General features: G+C 59.8%; 17 protein-coding genes and 1 riboswitch. Of the genes, 5 read left to right on the forward strand and 12 right to left on the reverse strand.

The window, feature by feature from the left end; genetic code table 11:
* Positions 1-164: 164 nt before the first annotated feature.
* Positions 165-1,085 (reverse strand): LysR family transcriptional regulator, encoded by a 921-nt coding sequence (locus CE491_RS16930; RefSeq protein WP_110949475.1) that lies wholly within the window; start codon positions 1,083-1,085, stop codon positions 165-167.
* Positions 1,086-1,253: 168 nt separating this feature from the next.
* Here CE491_RS16930 and trhA point away from each other — a divergent pair, with 168 nt between their 5' ends.
* Positions 1,254-1,871: a PAQR family membrane homeostasis protein TrhA gene (gene trhA, locus CE491_RS16935; protein ID WP_110949476.1), complete on the forward strand. Its 618-nt coding sequence runs from the start codon at positions 1,254-1,256 to the stop codon at positions 1,869-1,871.
* Between the two features lie 188 nt (positions 1,872-2,059).
* Here the strand turns inward: trhA and CE491_RS16940 are convergent, their stop codons facing one another.
* Both CE491_RS16940 and CE491_RS16945 read right to left on the reverse strand, forming a co-directional pair.
* Positions 2,060-2,779 (reverse strand): 16S rRNA (uracil(1498)-N(3))-methyltransferase, encoded by a 720-nt coding sequence (locus tag CE491_RS16940; RefSeq protein ID WP_110949477.1) that lies wholly within the window; start codon positions 2,777-2,779, stop codon positions 2,060-2,062.
* Positions 2,780-2,923: 144 nt separating this feature from the next.
* On the reverse strand, positions 2,924-4,330 hold the full coding sequence (locus CE491_RS16945; RefSeq protein WP_110949478.1) for an adenosylmethionine--8-amino-7-oxononanoate transaminase: 1,407 nt from the start codon (positions 4,328-4,330) through the stop codon (positions 2,924-2,926).
* 221 nt (positions 4,331-4,551) lie between these two features.
* On the opposite strand from CE491_RS16945, the gene CE491_RS16950 reads away from it, so the two are divergent.
* The 3 genes from CE491_RS16950 (at position 4,552) to CE491_RS16960 (ending at position 7,768) form a co-directional block, all read left to right on the forward strand.
* A complete protein-coding gene (locus CE491_RS16950; RefSeq protein ID WP_110949479.1) occupies positions 4,552-6,336 on the forward strand; it encodes a flavin monoamine oxidase family protein in 1,785 nt (594 codons plus the stop codon).
* A 251-nt stretch (positions 6,337-6,587) separates the two neighbouring features.
* Positions 6,588-7,139: a cytochrome b gene (locus CE491_RS16955; protein ID WP_110949480.1), complete on the forward strand. Its 552-nt coding sequence runs from the start codon at positions 6,588-6,590 to the stop codon at positions 7,137-7,139.
* 32 nt (positions 7,140-7,171) lie between these two features.
* The gene (locus CE491_RS16960) at positions 7,172-7,768 is read left to right on the forward strand and encodes a YceI family protein (protein WP_110949481.1); all 597 of its coding nucleotides are present in this window, start codon (positions 7,172-7,174) and stop codon (positions 7,766-7,768) included.
* Positions 7,769-7,976: 208 nt separating this feature from the next.
* On the opposite strand, the gene CE491_RS16965 is transcribed toward CE491_RS16960, so the two are convergent.
* The 4 genes from CE491_RS16965 to ahcY all read right to left on the reverse strand — a co-directional run bounded on the left by CE491_RS16965 (position 7,977) and on the right by ahcY (position 13,498).
* Positions 7,977-9,878, reverse strand: a complete 1,902-nt coding sequence (locus tag CE491_RS16965; RefSeq protein WP_110949482.1) for a DEAD/DEAH box helicase — start codon at positions 9,876-9,878, stop codon at positions 7,977-7,979.
* Positions 9,879-10,096: 218 nt separating this feature from the next.
* Complete coding sequence (locus CE491_RS16970; RefSeq protein ID WP_110949483.1) at positions 10,097-10,921, reverse strand: substrate-binding periplasmic protein; 825 nt, start codon at positions 10,919-10,921, stop codon at positions 10,097-10,099.
* A gap of 128 nt (positions 10,922-11,049) precedes the next feature.
* Positions 11,050-11,895, reverse strand: a complete 846-nt coding sequence (metF, locus tag CE491_RS16975; protein ID WP_110949484.1) for a methylenetetrahydrofolate reductase [NAD(P)H] — start codon at positions 11,893-11,895, stop codon at positions 11,050-11,052.
* A gap of 193 nt (positions 11,896-12,088) precedes the next feature.
* Positions 12,089-13,498, reverse strand: coding sequence for an adenosylhomocysteinase (gene ahcY / locus CE491_RS16980; RefSeq protein WP_110949485.1), 1,410 nt, complete (start codon positions 13,496-13,498; stop codon positions 12,089-12,091).
* A gap of 20 nt (positions 13,499-13,518) precedes the next feature.
* Positions 13,519-13,628, reverse strand: a riboswitch (S-adenosyl-L-homocysteine riboswitch).
* Positions 13,629-13,828: 200 nt separating this feature from the next.
* Here ahcY and CE491_RS16985 point away from each other — a divergent pair.
* A complete protein-coding gene (locus CE491_RS16985) occupies positions 13,829-14,233 on the forward strand; it encodes an acyl-CoA thioesterase (protein WP_110949486.1) in 405 nt (134 codons plus the stop codon).
* Between the two features lie 239 nt (positions 14,234-14,472).
* Here the strand turns inward: CE491_RS16985 and otnI are convergent, their stop codons facing one another.
* The 5 genes from otnI to ltnD form a co-directional block, all read right to left on the reverse strand.
* The gene (gene otnI, locus CE491_RS16990; RefSeq protein WP_110949487.1) at positions 14,473-15,264 is read right to left on the reverse strand and encodes a 2-oxo-tetronate isomerase; all 792 of its coding nucleotides are present in this window, start codon (positions 15,262-15,264) and stop codon (positions 14,473-14,475) included.
* A gap of 20 nt (positions 15,265-15,284) precedes the next feature.
* Positions 15,285-16,742, reverse strand: a complete 1,458-nt coding sequence (locus CE491_RS16995) for a GntT/GntP/DsdX family permease (protein ID WP_110949488.1) — start codon at positions 16,740-16,742, stop codon at positions 15,285-15,287.
* Between the two features lie 88 nt (positions 16,743-16,830).
* Positions 16,831-17,469: a 3-oxo-tetronate 4-phosphate decarboxylase gene (otnC, locus tag CE491_RS17000; RefSeq protein ID WP_110949489.1), complete on the reverse strand. Its 639-nt coding sequence runs from the start codon at positions 17,467-17,469 to the stop codon at positions 16,831-16,833.
* On the reverse strand, positions 17,466-18,758 hold the full coding sequence (gene otnK / locus CE491_RS17005; protein WP_110949490.1) for a 3-oxo-tetronate kinase: 1,293 nt from the start codon (positions 18,756-18,758) through the stop codon (positions 17,466-17,468). The genes otnC and otnK overlap by 4 nt, the downstream gene beginning before the upstream one ends.
* Positions 18,759-18,768: 10 nt before the next feature.
* Positions 18,769-19,803 carry an L-threonate dehydrogenase gene (gene ltnD / locus CE491_RS17010; protein WP_267894488.1) on the reverse strand — a complete coding sequence of 345 codons (1,035 nt, stop codon included), beginning with the start codon at positions 19,801-19,803 and terminating at the stop codon, positions 18,769-18,771.
* Positions 19,804-20,196: the final 393 nt, after the last annotated feature.

A 20,196-nucleotide genomic window follows, 5' to 3' on the forward strand; every position in this document is an offset into this window, starting at 1 on the left:
GCAATTCAGTGGCTGGTTAAAAAATGAACTGTAAATTGCGCCGCTACGTAAATTCCAGGTTCCGCACCGGCCGATCTTTTTCAGAATTTACGTAGGGATGCGCAGTTCAATCTTTCGTCGGGGTTCTCACACAGCCTGCACACCTCATATCGAGCACGGATTCATTAGGCCTGCGCCAGTCGATTCGAATACATCCGACACTCCGCCAGCAACGCCAGTAGATTAGGGTCGCGTTCGCGGGCCTTGAGGAAGACCAGCCCGATATGCTGCAACATGCGATAACGCGCCTGCAGCGGTATCAGGCGCACGCGGTTTTCGTACACGGCCGCGATCCGGCCGGGCAGCAGCGCATACCCCACCCCGGAACTGACCATGCTCAACAGCGTGAAGATGTCATTCACCTGCATCGCCACCTTCGGCTCGAACCCCGCTTGCTGAAATACCCTCGCACCGTCGCGGTGGGTAGCGAAGCCCTGGGTCAGGGTGATGAACGTCGCCTCGCGCAGATCGCTCAAATCCACCTCCCTTTGTTGCGCGAACGGCGAGTCGGCGGGGCTGGCGAGGAAGATGTCGTCGGAGAACAGCTGCAATTGCTCGCAATCCGGATCGTTGACGCTCTCGTTGAGCGACACCAGGATTGCGTCGACTTCCATGTTCTTCAGCTTGTAGAACAGGTCGATGTTCGAGCCCAGGATCAGGTCGATATTCAGCTCGCTGCGGCGGATTTTCAGGCCCATGATCAACTGCGGCACGGTCTTGACCGTCAACGAGTACAACGCGCCGAGCTTGAAGCGTGCGGCAGAGAACCCGGCAGCGGCGCGGGTCTGTTCGACGGTGCTCAGGACCTCCTGCACCAATTTCTGTGCTCGTTCCTCCAGCACGTAGGCGCTTTCCAGCGGCGTCAGGTTGCGACCCTCGTGCTTGAACAGTGGGCACCGCAGCGCGTTCTCCAGCGAGTGAATCGCCCGATGAACGCTCACGGTGCTGGTCTGCAACTCCACCGCCGCACGCGCCAGATTGCCGGTGCGCATGAACGCCAGAAAGATCTCCAGCTTCTTGAGGGTCAGCTCTTCGTCGATCTGCATCGTGTGTTTTTCCAGAGCGGATTCTTGTTCTTCGTACGGGCGATTGTGCCGAACTCGGACTCGGCTGGCTGCATTAAATTCTCATTAACCCTGACACATGCATTGCGCTTTTGCGTCATAAGCTGGAGCCTTGTCGAATGTCGTGCAACTGAGAGAGGTTTGTAGCGGATGTACTACGGAGAGAAGTTCAACGCCTGGACCCACCTCGTGGGTGCGATTCTGGCGTCCATCGGCGCCGTGTGGCTGCTGGTGATCGCCAGCCTGGCCGGTGATGTGTGGAAGATCGTCAGCGTGGCGGTGTATGGCGTGGCGCTGGTGGTGCTCTACAGTGCCTCGACGGTGTATCACAGCGTGCGCGGTCGAGCGAAAGCGATCATGCAGAAGGTCGACCATTTTTCGATCTATCTGTTGATCGCGGGCAGCTACACCCCGTTTTGTCTGGTGACCTTGCGCGGCCCCTGGGGCTGGACGCTGTTCGGGATCGTCTGGGGGCTGGCGGTGATCGGCATTCTGCAGGAGATCAAACCGCGATCCGAGGCGCGGGTGATGTCCATCGTGATCTACGCCGTGATGGGCTGGATCGTGCTGGTGGCAGTCAAGCCGTTGATGGCTGCGCTGGGCACCGCCGGGTTTACCTGGCTGGCGCTGGGTGGGGTTCTGTACACAGTGGGGATTATCTTTTTCGCCTATGACAAGCGCTTCCGGCACTGGCATGGCATCTGGCATTTGTTCGTGATCGCCGGGAGTTTGCTGCATTTCGTGGCGATTACGTGCTACGTCCTTTAATGCATAGTTGTTGCGGATGAACTCGTTTCGGCGGGAATACAAACCCTGTGGGAGGGTGCTTGCTCACGAAGAAGCCAGTACCTCCGCAACATCTTCAGCGGGTTTAACCGAGCTTCGTGGGCAAGCTCACTCCCACAGGGAAAACAGTTCGTTGCGCGACGGGGAGCTCCTATAGCAGATGTGTAGACTTAAAAATCACCCCAAAGCTGCTGCGCGACGCTCAACGCCACGACCGGCGCCGTTTCCGTGCGCAGGACCCGTGGGCCAAGCCGGGCGGCGTGGAAGCCGGCGTCCTGGGCCTGATCCACCTCGGCGTCGTTCAAACCACCCTCCGGCCCGATCAGAAACGCCAGCGTCTCCGGCTTTTCATGGCTCACCAGCGGCTCGGCCACCGGATGCAGCACCAGTTTCAAATCCGCTTCGGTGTGTTTGAGCCAGTCACTCAGCGTTACCGGCGGGTTGACCACCGGCACCACGGAACGACCGCACTGTTCACAGGCACTGATCGCGATCTGTTGCCAATGGGCCTGGCGTTTTTCTGCCCGCTCGTCTTTGAGGCGCACTTCGCAACGCTCGCTGACAATGGGCGTGATTTGTGTGACGCCCAACTCGGTCGCCTTCTGAATTGCCCAGTCCATGCGCTCGCCGCGTGACAGGCCCTGGCCGAGGTGAATCTGCAGCGTCGACTCGGCCAGCCCCGGAAAGCTTTCGGTCACCTGAACGCGTACCTGCTTCTTGCCGACTTCCACCAGCGTGGCGCGGAACTCCGTGCCTGAGCCGTCGAACAATTGCACCCCATCGCCCTCAGCCATGCGCAACACCCGCCCGATGTAATGCGCCTGGGCTTCAGGGAGTTCGTGTTCGCCAATGCTCAGGGTGGCGTCGATGAAAAAGCGGGAGAGTCTCATGGTTGTTTCTCTGTGTTCGTTGAATGCAACGCTATCTCTCGTAGGCGCGCGCTTGCCTGCGATGCGGTGTGTCTGTGACGTAGACGGGTCCGACACGCTGCTATCGCGGCCAAGCGCACTCCTACAGTTTTGAGTCCGTCAGTTCTAACCCGGATCACGAAAATCCGGGTGGAAATTCTCTCTCACCGCCACGCTGACACTGCTGCGCGTTGCGATGTCGATGCCTTCGCTGGCCACCTCCGCCAAAAAGTCGATCTGCTCGGGCGTGATCACGTACGGCGGCAGGAAATACACCACGCTGCCCAGCGGTCGCAGCAACGCGCCGCGGGTCAGGGCATGTTCGAAGACCTTCAGGCCGCGACGTTCCTGCCAGGGATACGCCGCTTTGGTTGCCTTGTCCTGCACCATTTCGATGGCAAGGGCCATGCCGGTCTGGCGGACTTCGGCCACGTGTGGGTGATCCACCAGATGCGCTGTCGCGGTCCTCATGCGCTGTGCCAGCGCCTTGTTATTCTCGATGACGTTGTCCTGCTCGAAAATATCCAGCGTTGCCAGGGCCGCTGCACAGGCCAACGGGTTGCCGGTGTAGCTGTGCGAATGCAGAAAGGCGCGCAGCGTCGGATAGTCGTCATAGAAAGCAGCGTAGACGTCATCTGTGGTCAGGCACGCCGCCAGCGGCAGGTAACCGCCGGTCAGCGCCTTGGACAGGCACAGGAAGTCAGGACGGATGCCGGCTTGTTCGCAGGCGAACATCGTCCCGGTGCGACCGAAGCCGACGGCGATTTCATCGTGAATCAGATGCACGCCGTAACGATCGCACGCCTCGCGCAGCAGCTTGAGGTAGATCGGGTCATACATGCGCATGCCGCCCGCGCCCTGAATCAGCGGCTCGATGATCACCGCCGCGACCGTGTCGTGATTCTCGGCCAGGGTCTGCTCCATCACCGCGAACAGGGTGCGGGTGTGCTCTTCCCAACTCACGCCTTCAGGCCTGTGATAGCAGTCAGGGCTCGGCACCTTGATGGTGTCCAGCAGCAGCGCCTTGTAGGTTTCGGTGAACAGCGGCACATCGCCGACCGACATCGCCGCCACCGTTTCGCCGTGGTAGCTGTTGGTCAACGTGACGTAGCGTTTCTTCTCCGGTTTGCCGCGATTGAGCCAGTAGTGAAAGCTCATTTTCAGCGCGACTTCGATGCAGGACGAACCGTTATCGGCGTAGAAGCAGCGCGTCAGGCCCTCCGGGGTCATCGCCACCAGGCGTTCCGACAGCTCGATCACCGGTTGATGGCTGAAGCCCGCCAGAATCACATGCTCCAGTTGATCGACCTGATCCTTGATGCGCTGATTGATGCGCGGATTGGCATGGCCAAAAACGTTAACCCACCAGGAACTGACGGCATCAAGGTAGCGCTTGCCTTCGAAGTCCTCCAGCCATACTCCTTCGCCGCGCTTGATCGGTATCAATGGCAGGTTTTCGTGGTCTTTCATCTGGGTGCAGGGGTGCCACAGGACTTTAAGGTCGCGCTGCATCCAGTCGTTATTAAGGCCCATCGGTGATCTCCAGCTAACGGCTCGCGCAAGGCGAGGGCAAACAATCGCGCAAGCCTATGCAATGCATGGCAGCGGGACAACCTTTAGCGCATCGCTGGCGCCAGAAACACGCCCGACGGACATTGCTGGCGGGCGTATCTCGGCTGGCGTATCCTTCGCGCTCTTTGAAGAATCGGACAACGAAGTCCGACAATTCCCTCGTTTAATCCGGAGTTTGCTGAATGCTTTCTGGTTGGCTGCGCGCCTGTGCGCTGGTGATGGTTGGGCTGGTCAGTGCTTCGGCGCTCGCTGTGGATAAACCGCATACGGCGATCGTCGTCGGTGGCGGCCTGGCGGGTCTGACAGCGGCCTATGAACTGCAAAGCAAGGGCTGGCAAGTCACCTTGCTGGAAGCCAAACCTACTGTCGGCGGCCGTTCGGGGCTGGCGGGCAGCGAGTGGATTGGCAACGCCAAGGCGCAACCGGTGCTCAATCAGTACCTGGATCGCTTCAAGCTCAAACCCGTTCCTGCGCCTGAGTTCGTGCGTACCCCTGGTTATCTGATCGAAGGCGAGTATTTCTCTGCCACGGATCTGACGACCAAACAACCTGCAACCGCCGAAGCGATCAAGCGCTATGAAGCTGCGCTGGATGACATGGCCCGTTCGATCACCGATCCGCAAAACCCGGCGGCCAACAGCACCCTGTTCGCGCTGGACCAGATCAACGTCGCCAACTGGCTGGACCGCCTGGCCTTGCCGCCGACTGCGCGTCAACTGATCAACCAGCAAATCCGCACCCGTTACGATGAGCCTTCGCGCCTGTCGCTGCTGTATCTGGCCCAGCAGGCCCGCGTGAATCGCGACATCGATGATCGCGATCGTCGTGCCGCTCGGCTGCCGGGCGGCAGTGCGGTGCTGGCCGAGGAATTCGTCAAGCAACTGAAAGTGATCAAGACCAACTCGCCGGTTTCGGCCATCAACCAGGACAAGGACGGCGTGACCGTCAAGGTCGGTTCGGTGGGTTATGAGGCCGAGTACGTGGTCCTCGCGGTGCCGTTGCGCGCACTGAGCAAGATTCAACTGACCCCGGCGCTGGACGCTCAGCATCAGGGCGCAATCAAGAGCACCAACTACGGTTGGCATGACCAGATCATGCTCAAGTTCAAGACGCCGGTGTGGGACAGCAAGGCGCGCATGTCCGGCGAAATTTACAGCAACACCGGCTTGGGCATGTTGTGGATCGAGCCTGCGTTGAAAGGCGGTGCCAATGCCGTGATCAACCTGTCCGGCGACAACGCGCGGATCATGCAGGCGTTTGGCGACAAGCAGATGGTCGATCAAGTGCTGATTCGTCTGCACGCTTTCTATCCGCAAGCTCGCGGTGCGTTCACCGGCTACGAAATCCGTCGCTCCAGTGTCGATCCTTCGACCGGTGGCGCGTACCTGGCCTTTGGCCCGGGCCAGATCAGCAAATACTGGCGCTTGTGGGAAAAACCACTGCAGCGCGTAGCCTTTGCTGGCGAGCACACCGACAGTCTTTATCCTGGCACGTTGGAAGGTGCATTGCGCACCGGTCAGCGCGCGGCCGGCCAAGTGCAGGATCTGGCCGCAGGCAAATCGTTCGAGCCTGTGAAAGTTGCGCCACCGAAAGCACCTGAACCTGCGAAAGAAAGTGGCGGGGGTATCGGCGGCTTCTTCTCGAACATGTTCGGCGGCTCCAAACCGAAACCGGTCGAGAAAGCACCAGAGTCCGCTCCTGCGCCAGCACCGGCCCCGGCCCCGGCTCCGGCCCCAGCGCCTGTCCCTGCGCCAGCTGCGCCGGTCGAGCCTGCCAAGCCAGTAGTGGAGCCTGCGAAGAAGGCTCCAGCGAAAAAAGTGCCGGCCAAGAAAGAGCCCGCCAAAAAGGCCCCGGCCAAACCGGCAGCCACCCATAAAACGCCCGCCAAAGCGGACGCGGCGAAGAAAGCCCCGGCCAAGGCTGCCAGCGATAAAGCGGCAGCGCCGGCGGCGGACAGCCAGAACTGATGGCTGACCTGCTGTAATGAGCAAGGCGCGGTGAATACCGCGCCTTTTTTTCGTCTGGTGAATAAGTGCCGCAGTCGGACTGCCACAGGTACTGCGCATAACGTTGCGTTAATCCATCGAGAAGAAAAATATGACAGGAAAATTCAATCGTATTTCCTGATATTTCAAAGCAAAATTTTGCGCTTTCTTTCGATAGGTAACCCGATAGTCTTCCACTCAGCTTCTATGGCTGCTTTTACAGGAACGCAATTATGCAGTTACACAACTCTTCTTCTCGATATGGCTGGGTCAGCATCGTTTTGCATTGGGGCGTCGCGTTGACTGTGTTCGGGATGTTCGCCCTGGGTCTGTGGATGGTTGGCCTGGGGTATTACGACAGCTGGCGCAAGGCGGGTCCTGATCTGCACAAGAGCATCGGCATCGTGCTGTTTGTCTTCATGCTGATCCGCGTGGTCTGGCGCTTCGTCAGCCCGCCGCCGCCCGCTCCGGCCAATCACACCCGGTTCGTGCGGGTTGCCGCCAAACTGGGGCACGCGTTCCTTTATCTGGACTTGTTTCTGGTGATGTTCGCCGGTTACCTGATTTCCACCGCTGAAGGTGTCGGGATACCGGTGTTTGGACTGTTCGAAGTGCCTGCGCTGATCAGCGGACTGCCCGACCAGGCGGACGTTGCCGGTGAAGTGCATCTGTACCTGGCCTGGACACTGGTGATTTTTGCGGTACTCCACGGACTGGCCGCCCTGAAGCATCACTTCATCGACCGTGATGCGACGCTCATTCGTATGCTTGGCCGCAAGGCCTGATGCTCTACTTAACTCAAACAGGAAGACGACGTATGTTGAAAAAGACGCTTGCTGCATTGGCTCTCGGTACTGCGCTGTTGTCGGCAGGTCAGGCCATGGCTGCTGACTACACCATCGACAAGGAAGGCCAGCACGCCTTCATCAACTTCAAGATCAGCCACCTCGGCTACAGCTTCATCTACGGCACGTTCAAGGACTGGAGCGGTACGTTCAGCTTCGACGCCGCCAAGCCTGAAGACAGCAAGATCAGCATCGATGTGAAAACCGCCAGCGTTGACACAAACCACGCTGAACGTAACAAGCACATCAGCAGCAAGGACTTCCTGGACGTCGCGACCTATCCTGATGCCAAGTTCGTTTCTACCAAGATCACCAACGTTGGCAAGAACGCCGACGGCAAGACCACTGCCGACGTCATCGGCGACCTGACCCTGCACGGCGTGACCAAACCGGTGACCGTCAAGACCACCTTCCTGGGTGAAGGCAAGGATCCGTGGGGCGGCTACCGTGCAGGTTTTGAAGGCACCACCACCATCAAGCGTTCTGACTTCGGCAAGATGATGGACCTGGGGCCACAGTCCGACACCATGACCCTGGACATCACGTTCGAAGGCGTCAAAGCCAAGTAAAAAAAGGCTGTTGCAATGAAAACGCCGACCTCAGGGTCGGCGTTTTGGTGAAGAGCGCGATATACCTTGTAGGCGCGCGCTTGCCCGCGAAGGCGCTGTGTCAGCCGCAAATTTATTGCTGACACACTGTAATCGCGGGCAAGCACTCCTACAGACACCCCATACAAAAACGCCCCGAACCAGTCGGGGCGTTTTCGTTCAACGTGGCTTAACCTTCGCGATTGCGAGTCAGCAGCGCGGGTTTTTCACCCCGTGGGCGGCTGGGCAACTGATCGAGCTGCTCGGCTGAAGGGAAGCGATCGCTCTTCGACTCTTTATGCATGATCTTCGGTGCTGGCTGACCATCGCGAGGACCACGAACGGCTGGCTCCTGACGAGCAGGCTGCTCATCACGGGCCGGACGACGGTTGCGTGGCTGCTCTTCTCGACGGGCCTGACCGTCACGGCCTGAACCATTACGCGGACCGCTACGCTTGGCTGGAGCGCTTGCGCCGTTGCTGGCGCCGCCAGTCGAACCGTTGCGCGGGCCGCTACGGCCTGGAGCCTGACCACGAGGCGCTGGAGCGGAACCTGTGGCTGGAGCGCCAGGACGCCGATTACGGCCTTGCTGGTTCTTGCCCTGATAGGGACTTACGTAATCGGCGCGATTACCGAAGTTGTCGACTTCGTCATCCAGAAACTCATCGGGGGCACGGTCGGCACGCGGTGCTGGCGGTTGCGATGGACGTGCTTCGGCCGAGGGCGTGCCCTGGCGAGGTTTCTGCTGGCGAGCTGGCCGTGCCGGACGTTCGCCCGCCGCGGCAGCTGCCGGTTTTTCCTTGCCCTTGTCTTTGCCCTTGTCCTTGCGACCACCACCACCACCGCCGCCGCCATTCGGACCATCGCCACGAGGGCCACGGGCGTTGCGCGGGTTGCGCACGTCGGGACGTTCGCGAACTTCCGGCTTCTCGGCCTCGACGGCCGTGATGTCGAAGCCCATCAGATCACCGTCGGCGATCTTCTGCTTGGTCATGCGCTCGATGCTTTTGAGCAGCTTCTCTTCGTCCGGCGCGACCAGCGAGATCGCCTCACCGGTACGGCCCGCGCGACCGGTACGACCGATGCGGTGTACGTAGTCTTCGTCAACGTTCGGCAGCTCGAAGTTAACGACGTGAGGCAACTGGTCGATGTCCAGACCGCGTGCCGCGATATCGGTGGCGACCATGATGCGCACAGTACCGGCCTTGAAATCGGCCAGCGCTTTGGTGCGGGCGTTCTGGCTCTTGTTGCCGTGGATGGCCACAGCGCTCAGGCCGTGCTTGTCCAGGTACTCAGCCAGACGGTTGGCGCCGTGCTTGGTTCGGGTGAAAACCAGCACTTGCTCCCACGCGCCCTGGGTGATCAGGTGCGCCAGCAGCGAGCGCTTGTGGTTGGCAGGCAGACGGAACACGCGTTGCTCGATACGCTCGACCGTGGTGTTCGGTGGCGTGACTTCGATGCGTTCCGGGTTGTGCAGCAGCTTGCCGGCCAGGGCCGTGATGTCTGCCGAGAAGGTGGCCGAGAACAGCAGGTTCTGGCGCTTGGCGGGCAGGCGGGCGAGGACTTTCTTCACGTCGTGGACGAAGCCCATGTCGAGCATGCGGTCGGCTTCGTCGAGGACGAGGATTTCCACATGAGACAGGTCGACACTGCCTTGACCGGCCAGGTCCAGCAGGCGACCAGGGCAGGCGACCAGTACATCGACGCCACGGGCCATGGCCTGAACCTGCGGGTTCATGCCGACACCGCCGAAGATGCAGGCGCTGACGAACTTGAGGTTCTTGGCGTAGATCTTGAAGCTGTCGTGAACCTGGGCGGCGAGTTCACGGGTAGGGGTCAGGACCAGTACGCGCGGTTGGCGCGGGCCATGACGCTGGGATTTGTCCGGGTGACCGGCGGGGAACAGGCGCTCCAGAATCGGGAGGGCGAAACCGCCGGTTTTACCAGTACCTGTCTGAGCGGCGACCATCAGGTCGCGGCCTTGCAACACGGCGGGAATAGCCCGCTGTTGCACCGGAGTAGGCTGGGTATAGCCAGCAGCCTCGATGGCGCTGACTAAAGCCTCGGAGAGACCGAGGGAAGCAAAGGACATGAGTAATCCTGTCTTAAGTTGGGGCAATTAGGGGCCCGAATAGGAATGATCTGCTCGGCGCGGATTGCTAATCGAATGGCGCGATCCCGAGGTCTGTAAGTTCAACTCGTGGCATGAGCGCGTGAAAGAAGTGCGCTGTTGACGTGATCGAGAAGTCTTCTGTGAGACCGAGCGTCCGGGCGTGAGCCTGGCGGGAACGGCCGAGTATAACAGAGCAATCACAACGCGCTGCTTTCATGCTGCTCAACGGTTTTATCAACCCCGATCGCCGATTGCACTACCGGCGCCTCGGGCGTTGTCGCCGAGGCCTCGCCGGTGTAGCGCGCCACCAGTTGCGCATAGGCCGGTTCGCGCTTGAATCGCTTCAACTCGGCACCGAAGCGTTGTACCAGCAAATCCATCCCTGCGTTACGACGCAACGCAAGATATTGCTCGCGGGTGCTGAGTGCCGTGGGCAACTGGCTGACCTGATCGCGTAATTTCAGCTGGTCGAGCAGTTGCTGGCCCTGTCGCTGGTCCGTCACCAACAGATCGATGCGTCCGCGGATCAGTTTGCCGAAATTCGCTTCATGGCTCGGCGCCGGTTCGCGAACGAACGAGGTCGCGCTGTCGAATTCCGGGGTATACAGATAGCCGGGTGAGACGCCGATGGCCAGGCCGTTGAGGTCTTCAAGGCTGCGGAAGGGGTGCGGGCGGGCGTCGGCCTGGAACAGCACCCAGTTGACGTCAGACATCGGCTCGCTCGGATAGAGCAGTAAATCGTCACGTTCGCTGGCCTTGAAAATGTCCAGCGCGCCGTCGGCTTCGCCCTGCTGGAGCATCAGCAGGCAGCGCTTCCAGGGCAGAAACTGCCACTGCACCTCGATTCCCAGTCGTTGGAACACAATGGCCGTGGTCTCGTAATCCAGACCGGACGCCTTGCCGTTTTCAAACATCGCGTAGGGGGCCCAGGGCTCGGTGACAATGCGCAGTTTCTCGCCCATGGCACTGAAGCTCAGGCAGGCGATAAGAGCAGCGAACAATAGTCGGGGAGTCTGGGGCATAGGGCGAGATTACGACGCTCGCCCGGCAAATAGAAGAGGCAGGGTCTTCAGCAAGCCTCGTGATGACGAAGCCTGCTGTAGAAACGTTGCTTTAATGTGAGCGGAGCATCCGATGGAATTTCGACGGCTTAGCGAGGCAGTTGGAGGTTGTTCCAGATGGCCAGGCTCGGTTCGGCCTGGTTCAGCGTGTAGAAGTGCAGGCCAGGGGCTCCGCCCTGCAACAAGCGATCACACATCTCGGTGATGACCTGTTCACCGAACGCCTGAATGCTCGCCGAGTCGTCGCCGTAGGCTTCGAGTTGCTTGCGAATCCAGCGTGGGATTTCCGCACCGCACGCATCGGAAAAACGCGCCAGTTTGCTGTAGTTGGTGATCGGCATGATGCCCGGCACGATCGGAATGTTGACACCCATCTTCTGGACACGCTCGACGAAGTAAAAATAGCTGTCGGCGTTGAAGAAGTATTGGGTGATCGCGCTGTCGGAACCGGCATTGGCTTTGCGCACGAAGTTCTTCAGATCGTCTTCGAAATTACGCGCCTGCGGATGCATTTCCGGGTAGGCGGCTACCTCGATATGGAAGTGGCTGCCGGATTCTTCACGGATGAAGCTCACCAGGTCGTTGGCGTGACGTAGCTCACCGCTGGCCATGCCCATGCCAGACGGCAGGTCGCCGCGCAACGCGACGATACGGCTGATGCCTGCGTCCCTGTACTGGCTCAGAAGCCCACGCAGATCGGCCTTGCTGTCACCGACACACGACAGGTGCGGCGCAGCGGGAATGTTCACTTCCTTTTCCAGCTGCAGCACGGTGTTGATCGTGCGGTCACGCGTTGAACCCCCGGCACCGTAGGTGCAGGAGAAGAAGTCAGGGTTGTAGCCAGCCAGCGTGCGAGCGGTGGCGAGCAGTTTTTCATGACCAGCGTCGGTCTTCGTAGGGAAGAACTCGAAGCTGTAGCGACGGTCTTGGGACATGGTCGTATCCTGGGGATCTCGAAAGCCTTACGCCTGCCTTTGTAGGCGCGCGCTTGCCCGCGATGGCGGTGTGTCAGCGATTAAAGTTGCAGCTGGCACACCGCGATCGCGGGCAAGCGCCCTCCTACAGGGCTACGGCCGTTTCCGCGGGAATAGCGCGCTCGCGATAAAGAGCGCGCCCCCGCCAGACGTATCAGTAGCGGTAAGCGTGCGGCTTGAACGGGCCTTCGACGGTCACGCCGATATAGTCGGCCTGGGTCTTGGTCAGCTTGGTCACGACGCCGCCGAAGCCACGCACCATTTCCAGAGCCACTTCTTCGTCCAGTTTCTTCGGCAGCACTTCAACGGTCAGACGCTCGGCTTTCTGAGCAGGGCTCAGGTCGGCGTATTTCTGGCCGTACAGGAAGATCTGAGCCAGAACCTGGTTGGCGAACGAGCCGTCCATGATGCGGCTCGGGTGTCCGGTGGCGTTGCCCAGGTTCACCAGACGGCCTTCGGCCAGCAGGATCAGGTAGTCGTCGTTCTGTGCGTCGAATTGGCCAGGGCCGGTGCGGTGGATCTTGTGCACCTGCGGCTTCACTTCTTCCCATGCCCAGTTCTTGCGCATGAAAGCAGTGTCGATTTCGTTGTCGAAGTGACCGATGTTGCAGACCACAGCGCGTTTTTTCAGTGCTTTGAGCATGTTCGCGTCGCAGACGTTGACGTTGCCGGTGGTGGTCACGATCAGGTCGATCTTGCCCAGCAGAGCCTTGTCGATGCTGGCTTCGGTGCCGTCGTTCTCACCGTTGATGAACGGCGAAACCAGCTCGAAACCGTCCATGCAGGCTTGCATGGCGCAGATCGGGTCGACTTCGGAAACCTTGACGATCATGCCTTCCTGACGCAGCGACTGCGCCGAGCCCTTGCCCACGTCACCGTAACCGATGACCAGCGCTTGCTTGCCGGACAACAGGTGGTCGGTACCGCGCTTGATAGCATCGTTCAGGCTGTGACGGCAGCCGTACTTGTTGTCGTTTTTGCTCTTGGTGACCGAGTCGTTGACGTTGATCGCAGGGATCTTCAATTCGCCCTTGGCCAGCATGTCGAGCAGGCGGTGAACACCGGTGGTGGTTTCTTCGGTGACACCGTGGACGCGGTCCAGAATTGCCGGGTACTTCTTGTGCAGGATCTCGGTCAAGTCGCCGCCATCGTCGAGGATCATGTTGGCGTCCCAGGGCTGACCGTCCTTCAGGATGGTCTGCTCGATGCACCACTCGTACTCTTCTTCGGTCTCGCCTTTCCAGGCAAAAACGGGGATGCCGGCAGCGGCGATGGCAGCAGCAGCCTGATCCTGAGTCGAGAAAATGTTGCAGGATGACCAGCGTACTTCGGCACCCAGGGCAACCAGGGTTTCGATCAGCACGGCGGTCTGAATGGTCATGTGGATGCAGCCGAGAATCTTCGCGCCCTTGAGCGGTTGCTCGCCGGCATATTTGCGACGCAGACCCATCAGGGCAGGCATTTCGGATTCAGCGATGATGGTCTCGCGACGGCCCCAGGCGGCCAGGGAAATGTCGGCGACCTTGTAGTCGTTGAAATCGGTGGGCGTCAGTACAGCGCTCATAAGAGTCTCCATTCGTATTGTGCGAATGGGCGCCGTTGTGCGTTTAAAGCTTGATCGGCTGAAAAGCCTGACCAAACAACGCCCTCTCCGAGCCTGACAGGTCTGACCTGCTGCAGCGCCCCTCGGACAGGTGGCGGGAAAACGGTATCAAGCGGTGACGACCGTTTTTTGAAGCGGGGGCGATTATAACGGCCCGCGTGAAATAGCCCAAGAGGTGGTTTCAGATAAATGACGGATGACTAATTGCGACCATAGTCGATGCTCAATGGAGGTAAACGGCCTGGGCTGGCACTATGCTCAGCATCTAAAGGCAGACGACTGGAGCGGACCATGAATTTCCACACTCGCAAGTGGGTAAAACCTGAAGACCTGAACCCTAACGGCACGCTGTTCGGTGGCAGTCTGCTGCGCTGGATCGACGAAGAAGCGGCGATTTACGCCATCGTTCAGTTGGGCAATCAGCGGGTGGTGACCAAGTACATTTCCGAGATCAACTTCGTCAGCGCATCGCGTCAGGGCGACATTATCGAACTGGGCATCACTGCCACCGAATTCGGTCGCACGTCGATCACCCTGACCTGCCAGGTGCGCAACAAAATCACCCGCAAGAGCATTCTGACGGTTGAGAAGATGGTGTTCGTGAACCTCGGCGAAGACGGCCTGCCCGCGCCGCACGGCAAGACCGAGATCGCCTATGTGAAGGATCAGTTCAAGGAAGACGTGATTAACGAGTAGTTTCCGAGGCGCCACAAAATCTGTGGGAGCTTCTGGAGGTTACGACAGTGGCGAAAGCGGGTTGCCTGACACACCGCATTCGCCACTGTCGTAACCTCCAGAAGCTCCTACAGAGGGATTTGCATGGGATTTGCGATTGCAACTCAGGAAGATTACTCGTTGCCTGACACACCGCATTCGCCGCTGTCGTAACTTCCAGAGCTCCCACAGAGGGATTTGCATGGGATTTGCGATGTGACTCAGGAAGGATTACTCGCCTTCCAATCCCGCAACCACTGTAACCCTTCGCTGGTATCACCACGCGGGCGGTATTCGCAGCCGACCCAGCCGGTGTAGCCCAGGCGGTCGATTTCTTCGAACAACCACGGATAATTCACCTCGCCCAGGTTCGGCTCGTGTCGATCGGGTACGCCCGCGATCTGGATGTGGCCGATGCCTGCGAAGTCGCGACGCAGTTTGGTAATCACATCACCTTCGACGATCTGGCAGTGGTAGAAATCGAACTGCACTTTCAGATTGTCAGCACCGACCTCTTTGCACACCGCCTGACCCTGATCCTGCCTATTAAGGAAGAAACCCGGCATGTCGCGGGTATTGATCGGCTCGATCAGCACGGTAATGCCTGCCTTCGCGGCTTCTTGCGCGGCGTGGGCGAGGTTTTCCAGGTACACCGCGTGGTGTTTCTCACGCAGGTCTTCGCTTGGCAACAGGCCCGCCATCACGTGAATCCGGTCGTTACCCAGCACTGCGGCGTATTCCAGCGCCTTCTGAAAACCAATGCGGAACTCGCTTTCACGCCCCGGCAAAGACGCAATGCCGCGCTCGCCGTTGCCCCAATCGCCGGGCGGGGCGTTGAAAAGCGCTTGCGTCAGGCCGAAATCGTCCAGGCGCAGCTTGATCTCGGCGGCGTCGAACTCATACGGAAACAGGTATTCCACCCCTTTGAAGCCGTCGGTCGCCGCAGCGCCAAAACGGGCAAGAAAGTCATGTTGCGGATACAGCATGCTGAGATTGGCAGCGAAGCGAGGCATATGGTTGTCTCCTCAAAAGATCAAACGAAAGGCCAGAGCAGCAAAGTCATCAAGAAGCCCAACGTACCCAGAATGGTGACCAGGAACGTCCAGGTGCGCAGGCCGTCACCGACGTTCAGGCCGGCCAGTTTAGTGAACATCCAGTAGCCGGCGTCGTTGATGTGCGACATCGCCAGTCCGCCACCGCCCATCGCCAGGCATAGCAGAGCCATGTGGTTGGCGCTCAGGTTCAGCGTTGCGATCAGAGGCCCGAGGATGCCAGCGGTAGTCACCAGCGCCACTGTGGTCGAGCCTTGAACGGCACGCAACAGTAGGGTCAACAGAAAGCCCAGCGCCAGAACTGGCAGGCCGGTATTGCGCAGCGCTTCGGAGACGACAGCACCGATACCGGTATCCACCAGCACCTTGCCAAACACACCGCCAGCGCCCGCGATCAGGATCACCATCGCCACACCCGGCAGCGCCGAGCCAATCACGTCGGACACCTGACTGCGACTCCAGCCACGACGCGAGCCGAGAATCCAGGCACACAGCAGGGTATCGATCAGCAGCGCCACCAGCGGTGCGCCCACGACAGTCAGCACACTGCGCACAGCCGAATCGGCAGGCAGCATGCTGGTCGCCAGCGTACCAAGCAGAATAAGAACGATCGGCAACAGGATCAGCGCGATGATGATGCCCGCGCCCGGCGCGGGGGCTTTAGGCAGACGTGCGGCCAGACTGCTGGCGCTTTCTTCCAGACCCAGCTCCCTGGTGTGCGTGGCTTCCTTGCTGGTCGAGTAAGCGTTGTTCGCCCACGCCACCAAATCCCGATCGGTGATGTGCGGACCGTACACTTCAGCGCGAATGTCATCGGTCATCGGGTAGGTCTTGCGGGTCATGCGCCCGGCGATCAGGTAACCGATCAGGCACAGCACGGCGACGATCGGGATACCGAACATCAACACACGACCCAGGTCCGCACCCAACTGACCGGCGGCAGCGACGGCGCCCGGATGTGGCGGCAGGAATGCGTGCACCGACAGCAATGCCGCACACATCGGCAGTGCGAAAATCAACAGCGGTTTACGTGCAGCACGCGCAACCCCGTATGCCAATGGCATCAGGATGATCACGCCGACTTCGAAGAACACCGGGATGCCGACCATGAACCCCGCGACGGTCAACGCCAATGGCGTGCGTTTGTTGCCGAAGCGGTTGATCAGCGACGTGGCCAGTGCCTCGGCACCGCCAGACAGCTCGATGATGCGCCCGATCATCGCGCCCAGCGCGATGATGATCGCGATGTGACCGAGGGTCTTGCCCATGCCGCCTTCGATGGTGGCAACCAGATCGGCCGGCTTTACTCCGGCGACCAGCGCCACGATGATGCTGACCAGCATCAGGGCTACGAACGGCTGGAATTTATATTTGAGTACCAGCAGCAGTAACAGCGCGATGCCTGCTGCGGCGATGATCATCAACAGCAACGGAGTCATGTCGTGTGTGCTTCCTGTTGTTATTGTTCCGGCAAAACCCGGGTGTCGGAGACCATGTAAACCGTCCCCGATCAAAACGCTTGGTGGATTACCAGGTCACGCCAAAGGTCTGGTGCAGGTCCTCCAGAGCCGCTGCGTCCAGCGGCTCTGGTTTGGGGTTGCTCATCAGCCACAGGCGCGCAGTCTCTTCCAGCTCTTCCAGGGCGTAGGCCGCCTTGGCGACCGAGCTTTCCCAGATCACCGGTCCCAGACGCTCCAGCATCACGCCCCGCACAGAGTTCGCCAGTTTCGCCACCTGTTCGGCCACTTTCGGCGAGCCAGGACGCTCGTAGGCAATCAAGGGAATGTGCCCGACCTTCATCACCTGATACGGCGTGATCGGCGGCAGGATGTCATTCGGTTGCCAGACGCCCGCCAGCGTCAATGCCACCAGATGCGTGGAGTGGGTGTGCACCACGCCGCCTACACCTGGGTTACGGTCATAGACTTCGCGATGCAGCATCAGCGTCTTGGACGGTTTGTCGCCCGAGACCCATTCACCGGCCAGATTGACCTTGGCGATGGCGGCTGGATCGAGACGACCCAGGCAAGCGTCGGTTGGCGTGATCAACCAACCGTCATCCAGCCGCGCGCTGATGTTGCCAGCGCTGCCGACGGTATAGCCGCGACCAAACAGCAATCGTCCGATGTCGCAGATTTCGTCGCGCAGTTTGTTTTCGGCACTCATTTCGCACCCCCGGCGAGCTGCTTCAGGGCTTTATCGAAGAAATCGCGGCCACCGAAGTTGCCGGATTTCAGCGCCAGTGCCAGCGGTTTGTCGCCACTGCTGATGGTCGCCGGAACGCCTGGATCGATCTGCGCGCCGATCTTCAGCAGGCTCACGCCCAGCGCCTGAACCACCGCGCCAGAGGTTTCGCCGCCAGCAACCACGAAGCGTTTCACACCTGCATCCAGAAGGCCGCGAGCGATTTTGCCCAGGGCGTCTTCCACCATCGCGCCTGCGCGCTCGACACCAAGTTTCTGCTGCACGGCTTTGACTTCTTCCGGGCTGCTGGTGGCATAGATCAGTACGGTCTGGCCTGCATCACGAGCGAAGGCCAATGCCTGCTCGACCACCGGTTTGCCATCCGCCAGTGCCAGCGGATCAATGCGCAAAGCAGGACGCTTGGCGTCGAGCCACGCAGCGACTTGGCCGTTGGTGGCGACCGATGCGCTACCGGCCAGCACCACCTCGCCGCCGTCAACCTGCTCCAACTGAGCGGCATCGATGTCGCGCAGCTTGCCAGCCTTGCGGAAATTGCCCGGCAGGCCCAGTGCCAGACCTGAGCCGCCAGTCAGCAGCGGCAGATCAGCGCAGGCTTCGCCGAGGGTGTACAAGTCGGCGTCGGACAGCGCGTCGGCAATTGCCATGCTCACGCCATCGGCACGCAGCTCGGCAATGCGCGCACGCACCCCGTCCGCGCCTTTGGCGATGCTGTCGTAACGCAGCAGACCGACTTTCTTGCTGGTCTGCGATTGCAACACGCGCACCAGATTGGCGTCGGTCATCGGCGTCAGCGGGTGGTTCTGCATGCCGCATTCGTTGAGCAGTTGATCCTGAACGAACAGATGGCCACGGAAAATGGTCCGGCCATTTTCCGGGAACGCAGGGCAAGCGAGGGTGAAGTCGCTGTCCAGCGCTTCGAGCAAGGCTTCGCTGACCTGGCCGATGTTGCCTTTGGCGGTCGAATCGAAGGTCGAACAGTATTTGAAGAAGATTTGCTCGCAGCCGCGATCACGCAGCCATTGCAGCGCTTGAACCGATTGTTCGACGGCTTCGGCGGCCGGGGTGGTGCGGGATTTCAGCGCGATGACGATGGCATCGGCGTCCAGCTCGGCCAGGCTTTCGGCGCCCGGGATGCCGATGCTCTGCACGGTACGCATGCCGCCGCGGACCAGCATGTTGGCAAGGTCCGTGGCGCCGGTGAAGTCGTCGGCAATGCAGCCCAACAGAGGGCGCGGAGTCGTGGTGCTCATGAGCGATTCCTCAGTCGTTGGCGGCTTTGGCGGCAGGCAGCGTGATGCCTGGGAAGATCTTGATCACGGCGCAATCGTCTTCGCGACCGAAGCCCGCAGTCGAGGCCTGCATGAACATTTGGTGCGCAGTCGAGGAAAGCGGCAGCGGGAATTTGCTGGCGCGGGCGGTATCCAGCACCAGGCCCAAATCCTTGACGAAGATGTCCACCGCCGACAGCGGGGTGTAATCGGCCTTCAGGATGTGCGGCACGCGGTTTTCGAACATCCACGAATTACCGGCGCTGTTGGTGATGACCTCGTACAGCGCGTCGGCGTCGACACCTTCGCGCAGGCCCAGGGCCATGGCTTCTGCGCTCGCGGCGATGTGCACGCCGGCCAGCAACTGGTTGATGATTTTGACCTTCGAACCCAGGCCGTGGACGTCCCCCAGACGATACACCTTGCCCGCCATGCCGTTGAGGATTGCGTCGGCCTTGGCGTAGGAATCAGCCGGGCCGGAGGTCATCATGGTCATTTGCCCGGCAGCCGCCTTGGCGGCACCACCGGAGATCGGCGCATCGAGGTACAGCAGACCTTTTTCGGTCAGGCGCTGACCCAGCTCGATGGCGAATGTGGGCGCGACAGTGGCACAACCGATCACCAGGCTACCCGGCTTGAGCGCTGCGACGGCGCCGTTTTCGCCAAACAACACAGTTTCGGTCTGCTCGGCGTTGACCACCACGGTCACGATCACATCGCAGGCAGGGGCCATAGCAGCAGGACAATCACAGGCAACGCCGCCTTCGCTGGCGAATTGCTCGGTCACGGCAGCACGTACGTCACAGGCATGAACATTGAAGCCGCTGCGCAATAGCGAACGCGCAATGCCCAGGCCCATGGCGCCCAGTCCTATCACCCCAACATTCTGGTTACTCATCGAGCTCTCCTTGGGTTGAGTGCCGAAACGGGTTCGGCACTCGAACGGTGTTTGTTCGGATCTGTTAAAGATAGTGAACCTGTGAGCGGATAATGTGAAGTGATTTTTCAATTTAACAAATATTAACATTGGTCGTTTTCATCATAAACGGCGCTTCGGCTCAGCCCAGGCGTGAAGGTGCGTCGGCAGCGTTGCTTGCGGGTGTGAGGCTGATCTGTAGGGGGCGAACTTGCTCAGAGACACGCCGTTATATTCAGCAGAACTCGGAATAAGTTCGGATAGGGTGCTGTGATCGTATTGATTAGTATTATTCGGAATAGTGCTTGGTTGTCTAATTTCCAATTTGCTGGAATAAGAGCTGTTATAAGGTGCAACGGCTTTATTTCAAAAACCATTCATAGATACTATGTGGCGGGGGCGTCTACTAATACCTGACTTTTCAAATCTTTAGTCAAGCGCGATTGGATGATGGGCGAGATGTTTTAACTCTTAAGCGAGGGCGAGATTTTTATGAGAGGCCGT

The organism is Pseudomonas bohemica (assembly GCF_002934685.1).
In the GTDB taxonomy this organism is placed as follows: Bacteria; Pseudomonadota; Gammaproteobacteria; order Pseudomonadales; family Pseudomonadaceae; genus Aquipseudomonas; species Aquipseudomonas bohemica.